This is a genomic window from Streptomyces sp. NPDC096176, from assembly GCF_044763255.1.
Classification (GTDB): domain Bacteria; phylum Actinomycetota; class Actinomycetes; order Streptomycetales; family Streptomycetaceae; genus Streptomyces.
Window position 1 is genome coordinate 658,065 of record NZ_JBIWFV010000002.1, and the last position, 14,321, is coordinate 672,385.

Here is a 14,321-nt window from a genome sequence, read left to right on the forward strand (position 1 = left end):
CGGGCGCGCCCTCACCGTTCCTGCCCTCACCGTCCCCGCCCTCACCAGCCCTGCCCCCGCGGGCAGCTGACCAACGCGGCGAGCACCGCGATCGTGGCGCACGCCCCGAGCGAGAGCCCCGTCGTTCCCCAGGGCACCGCGATGGTGACGGGCGCCGACAGCGAGGCGAGCGCCGCACCCAGCCCCGCGAGGTTCACCGCCGTGACCGCCGCGCCGAGCACCGCCCCGACGGTGACCGCGAGCACCGCCTCGCCCGCGACCACCCGGAGAACCTGGGCGCGGGTGGCTCCGGCGAGGCGCAGCGAGGCCAACTCGCCCCTCCGGGCGGACGTGGCCATCAGCAGTGTTCCCGCGAGGGCGATCGCCGTGTAGACGAGGGCGATCCCGAGGACGACGAGCAGTCCGAGCCGGGTTTGCGGGCTGGTGCGGGGGTGCGTCGCTGCGGCCCAGTCGTCCACGCCACGGACCGTTCCGCCGGTGGTGTGCCGCAGTTCGTCGGACAAGGCGGTGAGGTCGGACAAGGCGGTGAGGTCGGACAGGGCAGTGGGGGAGGCGGGGGTCGTGGCCCCCGCGGCCCGTACGTCGATCCGGTCCACCGGGGCCGTCGGCGCGTTGGCGGCGGTGACGAACGCGCCGTTGCCGCCGGCCCCGATCGCCAGTACGGCGGCGACCCGCAGCCTGGCAGGCCGGCCATCACCGAGCCACACGTCGACGGGGTCGCCGACCTTGTGGTGCTCCCACTCCTCGCTGACGACGATCGACCCGTCGTCCAGGTCCCGCAGGTCGCCCGCCCGGACCGGCAGCCGCGCCAACTGCGCGAACGCGGCCGGGTCGCCGACCGCGCGTGCTTCGAACCCGACGAGCGCCGTGCCCTCCTCCCGTACGAAGACGGCGGTGGACGCGGACGGGGAGACGGTCGCGCCACGCAGTTCCGGTACCCGCAACCGCTCGCCGGTGACGACCAGTTGGGCTGCCGTCTGCTCGCGCGCCTCGGCCTCCCGCGCCCCGCTCACCGACTGCGCCGCGCCGAGCAGCGACCCGGCGAGCGCGACCGTGACCAGTACGGGGGCGGCGACGGTCGCCGTACGGCGCACGGACGCGGCCGTGTTCTCCCGTACGAGCATCCCGGCGGCGCCCGGCAGCGGCAGCAGTCTCGCGGTGCGCCGCACAAGGAGCGGGGCGAGCAGCGCCACGGCGGTGATCAGGATCATCGGCCGGGTCGTGTAGGTCTTGCGCTTCAGCAGTTCAGCCGGGTCCGTGGCCAGATCCCAGACCAGCAGCCCGAGGCCGGCCGTCGCGAGGACGATCCCTGCCAGCAGTCTGCCGGGCGGCAGCACCCCCGTGTCCACGTCCGCCTCGCGCAGTGCCTCGGCGGGGCCGATGCGGCCCGCCCGGCGCGAGGCCGCCCAGACGCCGGCGAGTGCCACCAGAAGCCCTGTCCAAAAGGCGACATGGAACGGCCAGGAGACGCCTTCACGGATCGCGAACCACTCCGGTGCCACCTCCCCGTCGACCAGCGCTCCGGCGAGCACCGGCGCGCCCCGCCCGCCGAGCGCGCAACCCGCAGCAGAGGCGAGCGCGCCGACGACCAGCGATTCGGTCAGCAGCAGCCGTCGGACCTGGCCGGGCGTGGCCCCCGCCGTCCGAAGCAGTCCGAACTCGCGCCGGCGCAGCGCCACCGCGAAGGCGAACGTCGAGGCGACGACGAAGACGGAGACGAACGCGGACACGCCCCCGGCGGTGCCGAGCAGCGCGTTCAGCGCGACGAGTGCCTGCGCGTCGCGTTCGGGATCCGGGTCGGCGCGGCGCCGTTCGTCCCCGGTGAGCACCTGGGCCCTGTCGCCCACGAGTGGACGCACCGTGTCGACGGGGGCGTCCACGCCGACCGCGTCCGGGCCGCCGGCCGACACGACGGTGCCCAGCTCACGCAGCTCCCGAACGAGATCGGTGTCCACAGGGTGTGGATGGGGCAGTCGCTTCGACACCTCCGTGGTGCCGGCACCTCGCCGCACCTCCACGGTCAGTCTGTCCTGCCCCATCACGACCACCGGTGACGACGCGAACCGCTCGGGCGGTCGCTGCGGCGCGTCGAACGTCGAGGCGAGGCCGAGACCCATCGCCGTGAGCATCCCGACGCCGAGCGCGAGCGCGACGAAGCTCGCGGCGAACGTGGCCCAGCGCGCCCGCAGTGAGGCGACGACGACGCTCAGCACGGGACGGCCTCCAGACCTGCGAGGCGCGCCGCGATCTGCTCGGCCGCGGGCGCGGCGAGTTTGCCGCCGACCCGTCCGTCGACCAGGAAGACGACCCGGTCCGCGAAGGAGGCGGCCACCGGATCGTGCGTGACCATCACGATCGTCTGCCCCTTCCGGTCCACCAGACCTCGCAGCAGCCCGAGCACCTCGCGGCTGGTGACGGTGTCGAGCGCCCCGGTCGGCTCGTCGGCGAACAGCACGGCCGGCCGGGTGACCAGGGCTCGGGCGAGGGCGACCCGCTGCTGCTGCCCGCCCGACAGCTGCCCGGGCCGGTGCCCCGACCGCCCCTGCAGGCCCACCCGGGCGAGCGCTTCGCGCACATCGGCGCGAGACGGCCGCCGGCCGGCCAGCCGCAGCGGCAGGCCGACGTTCTGCGCGGCGGTCAGAGACGGGACGAGGTTGTACGCCTGGAACACGAAGCCGATGCGGTCCCGCCGCAGGAGCGTCAGCCGCCGTTCGCTCAGAGCGCCGAGCGCGATGCCGTCGATCTCCACGGTCCCGGAGGTCGGCCGGTCGAGCCCGGCCGCACAGTGGAGCAGGGTGGACTTGCCGGACCCGGAGGGCCCCATGACAGCGGTGAAGGAGCCCGCGGAGAAGTCGAGGTCGACGCCGTCGAGCGCGGCGACGTCACGGTGGACGCGGCGGAGCGCGGTGAGCCGTACGGCTGGTGTGGTCATGGGCTCAAGGCTTCCGTTCCCAGGCGAAGTGATCACGACCACTGAGGGGTGTTCCTGGGGTAGGGCAGGCACTACCTCCTGACCGGTCGAAGACGGCCATCGGAGCGTCCGAACCCCCTGGGACCGTCGGAGGCGGCCATGGGACCATCCGAGGTATGAGCACGGTCGAGAAGGCGCTGGCAGCGGCCCTGTACGCGGAGGGTGACGAGGCGCTCGACACCGGTGCTTCCCTGCTCGCCGCCGACCCGTCCGCCGACGAAGAACTGCGCCTGCGGGGCGAGGAACTCCTGCGCCGCGCCTGGGAGCGCGGCTGGCAGCCCGCCGACGTCGTACGGCTGGTCCGCCGCGACCTCGAAGAGGTGCACGAACAGTTGGCGGCCGGGCTGATCACGGCGGAGACCGAGCGCTACGGGCAGCGTCTGGCCCCCCGTTTCCGCGCCCAGCTCGCCGAACTGGCCCACGCCCAGCCGCCCCGGGCGGACCGCTTCTCGTACGCCACGGCCCTGCTGGAGCTGTACCGCCTGCTGGCCCGCCTCCCCGCCATCGAGCCGGTCGGCCCGATCCCGGGCGCCGCCCTGGCCTCGGTGCCCGCGTCGCCTCACGAACCGCGCATGCTCACCCGTATCCGGGCGCTGCTGGCGAAGGCGGAGGCCACCGGCTACCCGGAGGAGGCCGAGGCGCTCACCGCCAAGGCGCAGGAGCTGATGGCGCGCCACAGCATCGACGACGCGCTGCTGGCGGCCCGCACGCACAGTCCGGACGCCCCGTCCGCGTGCCGGATCGGGGTGGATGCGCCGTACGAGACGGCGAAGGCGATCCTCCTCGACGCGGTCGCCCGTGCGAACCGCTGCCGGGCCGTGTGGAACGGTTCCTTCGACTTCTCGACCGTCGTCGGCTTCGACGGCGATCTGGAGTCGGTCGAGCTGCTCTACACCTCGCTGCTCGTCCAGGGTGCGGGCGCGCTGGCCAAGGCGGAGTCCGCTCAGCGTGCGGGCGGACGCAAGCGGACAAAGACGTTCCGGCAGTCGTTCTGGACGGCGTACGCCAGTCGACTGGGCGAACATCTTGCAGCGGTCGCCGACGAGGTGGTGACGGCGGACCTGCTCCCGGTGCTGGCCTCACGGGACGTGGCGGTGGCGTCGCACACCGACCGGATGTTCCCGCAGACGACGACCACGCGCGTCCGGGGAGCGACGGACCCCGACGGCTGGCAGGACGGCCGCGCGGCGGCCGACCGCGCCGAGCGTCGCGGCCCGGGCGGGCCGTCGGGCGGCCTCGCCCGCAGACGGGGATCGTAGGGACGGATCTCCGGGTCGTGGCCGCGCGCGCCGTGACGCCGCGGGCGGGGTGGTTTCCGGAGCCTGCCCGAGCGCGTGCGCCTGTGCCGCGTTCTCCGGATCCTGGCCGCGCGTGCGCCATGGCGCAGCAGGCCGACCCGGACTCGCTGGCAGAAGGCGGTCGTAGGGGCCGATCTCCAGATCCTGCCCGAGCGCGTGCCGTGAGCGCGCCGCCGCAGGCCGGACGGGTCTCGCCGGCGGAACGCGGGCCGTAGCGGCCGATGTCCGGGTCCGGCGCGACCCTGTGTCTCCGGGCCGCAGGCAGGCCGATGTCGGGGTCCGGCGCGACCCCGTGTCTCCGGGCCACAGGCCGAAGCAGCCCTCGTCCCCCGGCGAAATGTCCGTGGAGGCCGTTACGCTCGGGCCCATGAGCTGGCTGCGGGCGCTGAAGGACACCGCTCGCTCGGGGCTGAAGATCGAGCGGCAGCGGCTGGAGCCCCTCATCGCCGTCCGGGGCGCGGCCGGGCTCGCGCTCGTCGTCGGCGTCGCCCTCGCCCTCTTCGGGCCTGCGGTCGCCGTCAGTTCCGCCTTCGGCGCGTTCCAGGCCGCCATCGCGACCTTCCAGCGCAGTTGGCGGCCGAGGCCCGTCCTCGCGCTTCTCTCCGGGGCGACCCTTGCCGTCTCCACGTTCCTCGGCTATCTCACCGGCACGCACATCGGCCTGTTCGTCGCGCTGCTCGCCCTGTGGACCTTCCTCGGCGGTCTCGCCTGGGCTCTCGGCCCCACCGTCGGGATCATGGCGTCGTCCAACGTGGCCATCATGCTGGTGACCGTCACTTTGCCCACCTCGGTCGCCGCCGCCGCGGGTCACGCGGCCATGATCGCCGTCGGCGGTGTGGTGCAGGCTGCCCTCGTCGTGCTGTTTCCGGTACGCCGCTGGGGCGCGCAGCGCGACGCGCTCGCCGACGCGCTCGCCGCGGAGGCCGACTACGCGCGCAGGCTGCGGGACGACCCGACCGCCGCCTTCGACCCGGCCCCCCTGATGCACGCCCGCAGCGCCGCCGCCATCACTGCGCGCGAGGCCCGACGCCGTCCGGCCGAACTGCACGGCGCGCGGGGGGTCGCCGAACGCATCAGGCCCGTGCTCGCCTCCCTCGCCGATCCGGCTGTGGGCGTCCCGGCGGAGGGGCCCGCCCGCGATCGGGTGCGGGAACTCCTCCACGCCGCCGGGACCGTCCTCGACGCCGCCGCCCGCGCCGTACGCCACGGGGAAGCGGTGCAGGTGCCGCCCGCCGCGGTCGCCGCGCTCCGGACGCCCGACACGGGCGCGATCCTCTCCGGCCCGCCGCGCCGCGCCGCCGTGCGGCTGGCGGCGCTGCTCGACGACGTCGTCGAAACGGTACGCGGGACGGGCGTCGTGGAATCCGACCACCGCACGCGCCAGGGGCTGCTGCGGCTCCTCCCCGGCGCCCTGCGCGAGGTCCGCGCCGAACTGCGTCCGGACTCTCCGTTCCTGCGGCACGCCATCCGCTCGTCGACGGTCGCGGCCACTGGCTATCTGCTCGGTAGCGTGCTGCCGCTCGGCCACGGCTACTGGGCGCCGCTGACGGCGGTGATGGTCATGCGCCCCGACTTCTCACAGACCTACTCCCGTTCGGTGGCCCGCTTCTGCGGCACGCTCGTCGGTGTGGGCGTGGCCACGGCGGTGGTCCGCGCTGCCGACCCGGGCACGTACCTGTCCGCCTCGATCGCCGTGCTCTGCGCCTTCGGCATGTTCCTCGTCATGCGTACCGGTTACGCCGCGGCCAGCGTCTTCATCTCCGCGTATGTGGTCTTCCTGCTCGGCACGGGCGGCGAGGAGTGGGACCAGACCGTTCCCGAGCGTGTGCTGCTCACTCTGATCGGCGGGCTGCTCGCGATGCTCGCCTACGCCGTCTACCCCGCCTGGGAGACCCCGCGTCTGCATCACCGGCTCGCCGACTGGCTGGTCGCGAACGGCCGTTACGCCGCCGCGGTCCTTGACCGCTATGCCGACCCCGAGGACACCGTCGACGTACGCCAGGCTCTGCTCGCCGCGCGCGACGCCCGGATCGCCTGGCGGGAGGCGCTGGCGAAGGCCAGGGACGAACCCGTGCGCGCCCGGACCCTGACCCGCGACACGGCCGAGGCGGCGGGCGAGGCGCTCGCCCAGGCCGGACGGGTCGCGATGCTCATCGAGGCGCACCTGCCCGAGCCCGGCGCGGAGCAGGGAGCCGATCCGGTGCCCGCTGCCGCCGCTCTTGCGGAGGTGCTGCGCCATACGACGGAGGAGGCGGCAAAGGCGGTACGGGAGTACCGAGTGCCCGACTGGGGCCCGGTCCACGAGGTCGTCGACCGCTGGGACACGAGAGAGGTGTCCGACGCGGTGCTGCGCGGCGGCGCCGTGCAGCTCCTCGCCGCGCTGGACGACCTGAGTGACGCCCTGGCGAGGGCCGCGGACGGCGAAGGGTCGCGGACCCGTGACGGGTCCGCGGGCCGTTGACGCACCACAGGATGTGTGGTCCGTGACGCGCGGCGGGGGGCGCGGCCCGGCGCGTCGTGTCGCTCGGTCAGGGGATTCGGAACTCCGTCGGGAGGCCGGTCGGCAGATCCTCGGGCAGCTCGCCCGTCTCGCTCTTCTTGAGCGTGTCCTTCTTGCCGGCGTTCCACGAAATGACCAGCGTCGTGCCGTCGTTCGACTCGATCGAGCCCATCGTGCGGTCGGTGTTTCCGTCCGCGCACTTGAGCGCCAGCGTCTGCTCGCCCATGTCCTGCACCTCGCCGATGCAGGCGTGGCCGTCGGCGACGATCGCGGCGTTCGAGTCCTTGACGGAGAGGGCGACCGGCTTCCCGTCGCTCACCCCCGTCCAGGTGCCCTGGATGTCGCGGGGCCTGCCGCCACCGCTGTCGGCGTCGCCGCCCGCCTCGGTGGGCGAGGCCGACGCGTGGTCTTTGTCCTTCCCGGCGTCGTCACTGTCGTTGCTGCCGCAGCCGGTGAGCGCGAGGGCGGCGGCGAGACCCGCCGCGACGGCCGCCGTACGTACGAGCTTGAGCACTAATCAGTCCCCCTGATCGGTAGCAAGACCGCGCCAAGCTACCAGGAGGACCTGCGGACGCCAGGAGGAATCCGGCTGGGCCTGCACGCGCATCGGTTGAAACGAACCGGCCCCGCTCCTGCGTGTCCAGGCGCGGCGCCGGAAAGTGCGCAGGGGACGGCACCGATCGCCGGGCAGGGACGTCTATCCGTCCGGAACTGCCGCTGTAACCGCGGGAACACCCGCCGTGCACGTGCATCTGCTCGTGCAGACGACTCATGCATCGGCATATGAACAGAGCTATGATCCGGGATAGTTGACACCTGCACCTTGCACCCCGGGAGCGACTTGTGCACCACGTGTACAACGGCATGGCGGCCACGGAGCTTCAGGGGGCCGTCTGGCAGAAGAGCAGGCACAGCAACTCGCAGGGCTCCTGCGTGGAGTTCGCCAAGCTGCCGGGCGGCGATGTCGCGATGCGCAACTCGCGGCACCCGGAAGGACCGGCGCTCGTCTACACGCCGGCGGAGATAGAGGCCCTGCTGCTGGGCGTCAAGGACGGCGAGTTCGACCATCTGGTGGCGTGAGCCGGGGGTCGAAACCGCGGCCGCGGCCACCGACCACTGCCCTAGCCCAGGCGGAACAGCGCCCAGACCACCTTGCCCCGCAGGGCCCCGGCGAGCGGGTGCCAGCCCCAGCCGTCGCTGAAGGAGTCGACCAGGAAGAGCCCGCGGCCGGACTCGGCGGAGAAGTCCTCGTGGGACTGCCGTGACCTGGGACCGTCGTGACTGGGGTCGCGTACCGCGCACACCAGTCGGCCCGTCCACCGCATCAGGTGCAGCCGCACCGGCGGTTCCTTGGCGGGCTCACGCGGGGTGCTGTCGGCCGGCAGGGCGTGCCGCAGGGCGTTGGTGACGAGTTCGGAGACGACCAGAGCCACATCGTCGAAACGTTCGTCGAGCTCCCACTGGCGGAGTGTGTTCCGGGTGAAGTGCCGGGCTCCGCGCACCGCTTCGTAGCGGGCCGGCAGGGCGCAGGAGGCCGAAGTGGAGACGGCCGAGGGGTCGATCGGGGGGAGGCCCTGCCGTAACGGCTCGAGCATGGTCGATCCATTCGGTCCCATGCGAGGCACTCCCGGAAATCGCGGCTGACGTTACAACACGAACGAGCACGCAGGTGCGCGACAGCCATGGTTCCGAATGCGTAGGGCAGATGCAAGGGCAGATGCACGTGCACGTGCCAGTCCTGTCCGAACCCGTGCCGTTTCTTGCTCATTTCTTCCCTGGATCTCTTTCCTTCCCAGCCTGGCGGCCTCTCGTTTCCGTAACCGAACGAGTACGGGCTGAAGCTTTTTGGTGGCAGAATCCGGCTCTTGGGGTTCGGGGGGACCACGAGGCAGCATCGGGGCTGCGCGAACAGAGCGAAGTGCAGCAGGGATGGGGAGGGTCGAAGTCGTGGCGGCAGGCGAGGCAGCGTGGTCGTGGGGTGACCCCCGCGCCGAGGGTCCGGGCGGAGGTTCGGTGGTGCGGCGCATCCTGTTGGGCTCACAGCTGCGCAGACTGAGGGAGTCGCGAGGCATCACGCGGGAGGCGGCCGGCTACTCGATCCGTGCGTCCGAATCCAAGATCAGCCGTATGGAGTTGGGCCGGGTGAGCTTCAAGGCGAGGGACGTGGAGGACCTGCTGACGCTCTACGGCGTGTCCGACGACCGCGAGCGCGACTCCCTCCTCGGCCTCGCGAAGGAGGCCAACGTCGCCGGCTGGTGGCACAGCTTCGGCGACGTCCTGCCCGGTTGGTTCCAGACCTACATCGGCCTCGAGGGCGCCGCCTCGCTGATCCGCATCTACGAAGTGCAGTTCGTGCACGGCCTTCTGCAGACCGAGGCGTACGCGCACGCCGTCGTCACCCGCGGTATGCCCGACGCGCCCCCGGCGGAGATCGACCGCCGCGTCGCGCTGCGCCTGGAACGGCAGAAGACCCTCGTCTCCGAACGCTCCCCGCGGCTGCACGTCGTGCTGGACGAGGCCGCGCTGCGCCGCCCGTACGGCGACCGTGCCGTGATGCAGGCCCAGTTGCGGCATCTGATCGAGGTGTCGGAGCACCCGAACATCACACTGCAGGTGATGCCCTTCAGCTTCGGTGGTCACGCCGGCGAGAGCGGTGCGTTCACCATGCTGCGCTTCCCGGAGTCGGACCTCTCCGACATCGTCTATCTCGAGCAGCTGACCAGTGCCCTGTACCTCGACAAGCGCGAGGAGGTCGCGCAGTACGAGCGGGTGCTTGAGCGGCTGGCGGAGGACAGTCCCGATCCGGCCGAAACCCGCGATCTTCTCCGTGGACTGCTCCAACTCATTTAAGACGTAAGTACGATGACGCCACATCAGGCATTCGTGCTCACGCGTCTGGAGTAAGGGATCACATGTCCTTCTTCACCGATCTGGCCCTGCAGTACATAGACGGCGAGTGGAGGCCCGGCAGCGGTTCCTGGGACATCATCGACTTCAATCCGTACGACGGGGAGAAGCTCGCCTCCATCGCAGTGGCCACGGCGGACGAGGTGGACCTGGCCTACCGCGCGGCGGATCGCGCGCAGCGGACGTGGGCGGAGACCAATCCCTACGCACGCAGGGCGGTCTTCGAGCGTGCCCTGCGGATCATCGAGGACCGTGAGCAGGAGATCACGGAGGCGATCATCACGGAGCTCGGCGGGACGCATCTGAAGGCGGCCTTCGAACTGCACCTCGCCAAGGAGTTCCTGCGCGAGGCGGTCCACCTGGCTCTGCGGCCCGAGGGCCGCATCCTGCCCTCTCCGGTCGACGGCAAGGAGAACCGCGTCTACCGGGTGCCGGTCGGCGTCGTCGGCGTCATCAGCCCCTTCAACTTCCCCTTCCTGCTGTCGCTCAAGTCGGTCGCGCCCGCGCTGGCCCTTGGCAACGCCGTGGTCCTCAAGCCACACCAGAACACCCCGATCTGCGGCGGCTCCCTGGTGGCGAAGGTGTTCGAGGACGCGGGTCTGCCGGCCGGTCTGCTGAATGTGGTGATCACTGACATAGCCGAGATAGGCGACGCGCTCATCGCGCACCCGATCCCCAAGGCGATCTCCTTCACCGGCTCCGACAAGGTGGGCCGCCACGTGGCCACCGTCTGCGCCGCGAACTTCAAGCACGCGATCCTCGAACTCGGCGGCAACAGCGCGCTGATCGTGCTCGACGACGCCGACGTCGACTACGCGGTGGACGCGGCGGTCTTCAGCCGTTACGTGCACCAGGGCCAGGTCTGCATGGCCGCCAACCGCATCCTCGTCGACCGGTCCGTCGAGAAGGAGTTCACCGAGAAGTTCGTCGCCAAGGTGCGGACGCTCAAGGTGGGCGACCCCGCGGACCCGGCGACCCACATCGGCCCGCTCATCAACTCCTCCCAGGCCGAGGCGGTCTCGTCGCTGGTGGACCAGACTGTCGAGGCGGGTGCGACGGCGCTGCTGCACGGCGGGGCGGACGGCAATCTGGTCTCCCCCTCGGTGCTGACCGGACTCTCCGCGGACGCGCCGGTCCTGTCGCAGGAGATCTTCGGGCCGGTGGCCCTGATCGTCCCGTTCGACGGCGAGGAGGAGGCGGTCCGGATCGCCAACGACACTCCGTACGGCCTGAGCGGGGCCGTGCACACCGGCGACGTGGAGCGCGGTGTGCGGCTCGCGAAGCGCATCGACACCGGGATGATCCACATCAACGACGGCACCGTGCACGACGAGCCGATCGTCCCCTTCGGTGGGGAGAAGCAGTCGGGTCTCGGTCGGCTGAACGGCGACTCGATGGTCGATTCGTTCACCAGGCAGAAGTGGATCTCGGTGCAGCACGGGCGTTCGCGCTTCCCGTTCTGAAAAATTCTTTCGTGCGCCGGGCCCTTGCGGACAGAAGGTGACCGCGAGGGCCCGTAGCTTTCGGGGTGTCGGCAGGAGGGGCGCCGGCCCCGCGATCCGGAAGGTGGACCCATGGTCACTCACGTTCCCGCAGAGACTCACGGCGACGAGCGCGGCGCGCTCATCTCCTTCGTCGAGGCGCAGCGCGGCGCGATCAGGCGCTCCGTCCTCGGGCTCACCGAGGAGCAGGCGGCGAGCCGGCCGAGCGCCAGTGAGCTGTCGCTGTCCGGGCTGCTCAAACATGTGGCCGAGATGGAGCTGAACTGGCTGCGGCTGGCCCAGCAGCGGCCGAACGAGCGGCAGCGCTCGGAGGAAACCTGGGGCGACAGCTTCCGGCTGGTCGGCGCCGAGACGATCCCGGGGACGCTGGCCTTCTGGGAGACGGTCGCGAAGGAGACCGAGGACTTCATCCGCTCGGTCCCGAGCCTGGACGACACCTTCCCGCTGCCGCCGGCGCCCTGGTTCCCGGCGGACGCGCGGGTCTCGATGCGCTGGCTGATGCTGCACCTGGTCGAGGAGATCGCCCGCCATGCCGGCCATGCGGACATCGTCCGCGAGTCACTGGACGGCAAGGGCGCGTTCGATCTTGTCGCGGAGGAGCAGGGCGGCGACCGGGGCGCGTGATGTGTTGCGTACGCTGCGTACCGTAGTCAAGATTGAGTAGGAGGTACGCAGGTGTCAGCGATCCGGCTTCTGGTCCTGGGAGCCGTGCGCCAGCACGGAAGGGCGCACGGCTACCAGGTCCGCAACGACCTCGAGTACTGGGGCGCGCACGAGTGGTCCAACGCCAAGCCCGGGTCGATCTACCACGCGCTCAAGCAGATGGCGAAGCAGGGGCTGCTGCGCGCCCACGAGACCGCCCCCTCCACCGCCGGCGGTCCGCCCCGCACCGAGTACGAGGTCACCGAGCACGGGACCGAGGAGTTCTTCGCGCTGCTCCGTGACTCGCTGACCGCCTACGACCAGAAGATGGACGTGCTCTCCGCCGCGGTCGGCTTCATCGTCGACCTCCCGAGGGAGGAGGCCGTGGCGCTGCTCAAGGAACGTGTGCGCGGCCTGGAGCAGTGGCGGTCCTCGGTCACCGAGTACTACACGCCGGAGGAGGGGCCCCAGTCGCTGGGGCACATCGGCGAGATCATGCACATGTGGGTGTCCTCCGCCGACTTCGGTGCGGAATGGACCCGCGGCCTGATCCGGCGGATCGAGGACGGGGCATACACCTTCGCGGGTGAGGGCGAGCCGTTCGTCGGCGTGCGCGCCGAAGGCGAGGAGAACCCCTACGCGACGGGGGAGCACCACGAAGGGGATCTCGGCTAATCAAGTTTGACCAATCTGGAAACGGGTACTACTTTACGGCGGTGGTCAAATTTGACTACATGTGTTTCGAGGGCTGCTGGAGGAGACGGATGACAGACGCGATCGTCGTGGAGGGCGTGCGGAAGCGGTACGGGGACAAGCGCGCGCTGGACGGGCTGGACCTGACGGTCGCTCGCGGCACCGTGCACGGGGTGCTCGGGCCCAACGGCGCGGGCAAGACCACCGCCGTACGCGTCATGGCGACGCTGCTGCGGCACGACGAGGGCGCGGTGCGCGTCGCCGGACACGACGTCCGCAAGGAGGCGGGAGAAGTGCGCCGGCGCATCGGCCTGCTCGGTCAGCACGCGGCGGTGGACGAGGAGCTCGGCGGCCGGCAGAACCTCGAGATGTTCGGTCGGCTGTATCACCTGGGCGCACGGCGAGCGGGCGCGCGGGCGGACGAACTCCTCGAACGGTTCGGCCTCGCGGACACCGGCCGCAAGGCGGTCAAGCAGTACAGCGGGGGCATGCGCAGAAGGCTGGACCTGGCGGCCTCGCTCATCACCGACCCCGAGGTGCTGTTCCTCGACGAGCCGACGACCGGGCTCGACCCGCGAGGCCGGGCCGAGGTCTGGAACTCGGTGCGCTCGCTCGTCGGCGGCGGCACGACCGTCCTGCTCACCACGCAGTATCTGGAGGAGGCGGACCAGCTGGCCGACCGCATCTCCGTCGTCGACGCCGGTCGGGTGATCGCCGAGGGCACGGCGGACGAGCTCAAGGCCAAGACCGGCGGCGACCGGATCGACGTGGTCCTGCGGGACGCGGACCGGCTCGAACTCGTCGCGGCCCTGCTGCCCGGCGAAGCGACGGTCGACGTCGACCGGCGCATGGTCAGCGCCCCCGTGAGCGACCGGATGGCCGCACTGACCGAGGCCGTACGGGCCCTGGAGGCGGCCGGCGTCGAGGCCGAGGACATCTCCGTGCGCCGGCCCACCCTCGACGAGGTCTTCCTCCACCTCACCAAGGAGAACGCGGCATGAGCACCTACGTACTGACCGACTCCTGGACCATGACCCGGCGCGAACTCGCCCACTGGGCACGGCAGCCGGTCCAGGTCGTCGTCGGCCTGGTCTTCCCCGTGATGCTCCTGCTGATGTTCGGCTACCTCATCGGCGGCGGCCGGGGCGTGGAAGGCACGTACGTCGACTTCCTGGTGCCCGGCATGCTGGCGCTGACCATGGCCTTCGGGCTCGAGGCGACGATGCTCGCCGTCACCCAGGACCTGAACAAGGGCGTCATCGACCGCTTCAGGTCCATGCCGATGGCGTCCTCGGCGGTGCTCGTCGGGCGGAGCATCGCGGACATGCTCCAGTCGGCGCTCAGCCTCGTGGTCATGATCGGCGTGGGTCATGCCATCGGCTGGCGCTGGGGAGGCGGCTTCATGGCCCTGCTCGGCGCCGTGGGGCTGCTTCTCCTGCTGCGCTTCGCGATGCTGTGGGTCGGCATCCACCTGGCGATGGTGGCCGGGAAGCCGGAACTGGTGCAGGCGGTGCAGATCCTGGTCTGGCCGGTGGGTTTTTTGTCCAACGCCTTCGCCACGCCCGACTCGATGCCCGGCTGGCTCGGCGCGGCGGTCGAGTGGAACCCGATCTCGGCGACGGCGACGATGGTCCGCGACCTCTCCGGCATCCCGGAGGCGGCCACGGGCTCCTGGCCGGCCGAAAACGCCCAGTTGTTGGCGGTGGTGTGGCCGCTGCTCCTGGTGACGGTCTTCTTCCCCCTGGCCGTCGCCCGCTTCCGCCGCCTGGGCCGCTGACGCGCCAGGCACCCGGCCCGGCCCCAGCACA

Annotated in this window: 13 protein-coding genes; 9 read left to right on the top strand and 4 right to left on the bottom strand. The window is 71.5% G+C overall.

Annotated elements, in window-relative coordinates:
• Positions 1–41 precede the first annotated feature (41 nt).
• Together ACIQ7Q_RS08250 and ACIQ7Q_RS08255 are read right to left on the bottom strand one after the other, a co-directional pair.
• Positions 42–2,213, bottom strand: coding sequence for an FtsX-like permease family protein (locus tag ACIQ7Q_RS08250; protein ID WP_403857822.1), 2,172 nt, complete (start codon positions 2,211–2,213; stop codon positions 42–44).
• Positions 2,207–2,932, bottom strand: coding sequence for an ABC transporter ATP-binding protein (locus ACIQ7Q_RS08255; RefSeq protein ID WP_403857824.1), 726 nt, complete (start codon positions 2,930–2,932; stop codon positions 2,207–2,209). Before ACIQ7Q_RS08255 ends, ACIQ7Q_RS08250 begins: the two co-directional genes overlap by 7 nt.
• 155 nt (positions 2,933–3,087) lie before the next feature.
• On the opposite strand from ACIQ7Q_RS08255, the gene ACIQ7Q_RS08260 reads away from it, so the two are divergent.
• On the top strand, positions 3,088–4,230 hold the full coding sequence (locus tag ACIQ7Q_RS08260; RefSeq protein ID WP_403857826.1) for a DUF2786 domain-containing protein: 1,143 nt from the start codon (positions 3,088–3,090) through the stop codon (positions 4,228–4,230).
• 406 nt (positions 4,231–4,636) lie between these two features.
• Positions 4,637–6,730: an FUSC family protein gene (locus ACIQ7Q_RS08265; RefSeq protein WP_403857828.1), complete on the top strand. Its 2,094-nt coding sequence runs from the start codon at positions 4,637–4,639 to the stop codon at positions 6,728–6,730.
• Between the two features lie 67 nt (positions 6,731–6,797).
• Here ACIQ7Q_RS08265 and ACIQ7Q_RS08270 read toward each other — a convergent pair whose 3' ends face one another.
• Positions 6,798–7,283 carry a hypothetical protein gene (locus ACIQ7Q_RS08270; RefSeq protein WP_403857830.1) on the bottom strand — a complete coding sequence of 162 codons (486 nt, stop codon included), beginning with the start codon at positions 7,281–7,283 and terminating at the stop codon, positions 6,798–6,800.
• Positions 7,284–7,612: 329 nt separating this feature from the next.
• On the opposite strand from ACIQ7Q_RS08270, the gene ACIQ7Q_RS08275 reads away from it, so the two are divergent.
• Positions 7,613–7,849 carry a DUF397 domain-containing protein gene (locus ACIQ7Q_RS08275; RefSeq protein ID WP_403857832.1) on the top strand — a complete coding sequence of 79 codons (237 nt, stop codon included), beginning with the start codon at positions 7,613–7,615 and terminating at the stop codon, positions 7,847–7,849.
• A 41-nt stretch (positions 7,850–7,890) separates the two neighbouring features.
• On the opposite strand, the gene ACIQ7Q_RS08280 is transcribed toward ACIQ7Q_RS08275, so the two are convergent.
• Positions 7,891–8,385 (bottom strand): ATP-binding protein, encoded by a 495-nt coding sequence (locus tag ACIQ7Q_RS08280; RefSeq protein WP_403857834.1) that lies wholly within the window; start codon positions 8,383–8,385, stop codon positions 7,891–7,893.
• Between the two features lie 313 nt (positions 8,386–8,698).
• Here ACIQ7Q_RS08280 and ACIQ7Q_RS08285 point away from each other — a divergent pair, with 313 nt between their 5' ends.
• The 6 genes from ACIQ7Q_RS08285 to ACIQ7Q_RS08310 all read left to right on the top strand — a co-directional run bounded on the left by ACIQ7Q_RS08285 (position 8,699) and on the right by ACIQ7Q_RS08310 (position 14,290).
• Entirely contained in the window at positions 8,699–9,619 is a 921-nt protein-coding gene (locus ACIQ7Q_RS08285) for a helix-turn-helix domain-containing protein (protein ID WP_403857836.1), read from the top strand.
• Between the two features lie 62 nt (positions 9,620–9,681).
• Positions 9,682–11,139: an aldehyde dehydrogenase family protein gene (locus ACIQ7Q_RS08290; RefSeq protein WP_403857838.1), complete on the top strand. Its 1,458-nt coding sequence runs from the start codon at positions 9,682–9,684 to the stop codon at positions 11,137–11,139.
• 111 nt (positions 11,140–11,250) lie between these two features.
• Positions 11,251–11,802, top strand: a complete 552-nt coding sequence (locus ACIQ7Q_RS08295; protein ID WP_403857840.1) for a DinB family protein — start codon at positions 11,251–11,253, stop codon at positions 11,800–11,802.
• A 51-nt stretch (positions 11,803–11,853) separates the two neighbouring features.
• On the top strand, positions 11,854–12,495 hold the full coding sequence (locus ACIQ7Q_RS08300) for a PadR family transcriptional regulator (RefSeq protein WP_403857842.1): 642 nt from the start codon (positions 11,854–11,856) through the stop codon (positions 12,493–12,495).
• A gap of 89 nt (positions 12,496–12,584) precedes the next feature.
• Positions 12,585–13,514: an ATP-binding cassette domain-containing protein gene (locus ACIQ7Q_RS08305; protein WP_403857844.1), complete on the top strand. Its 930-nt coding sequence runs from the start codon at positions 12,585–12,587 to the stop codon at positions 13,512–13,514.
• Complete coding sequence (locus ACIQ7Q_RS08310; RefSeq protein ID WP_403857846.1) at positions 13,511–14,290, top strand: ABC transporter permease; 780 nt, start codon at positions 13,511–13,513, stop codon at positions 14,288–14,290. Before ACIQ7Q_RS08305 ends, ACIQ7Q_RS08310 begins: the two co-directional genes overlap by 4 nt.
• Positions 14,291–14,321 lie beyond the last annotated feature (31 nt).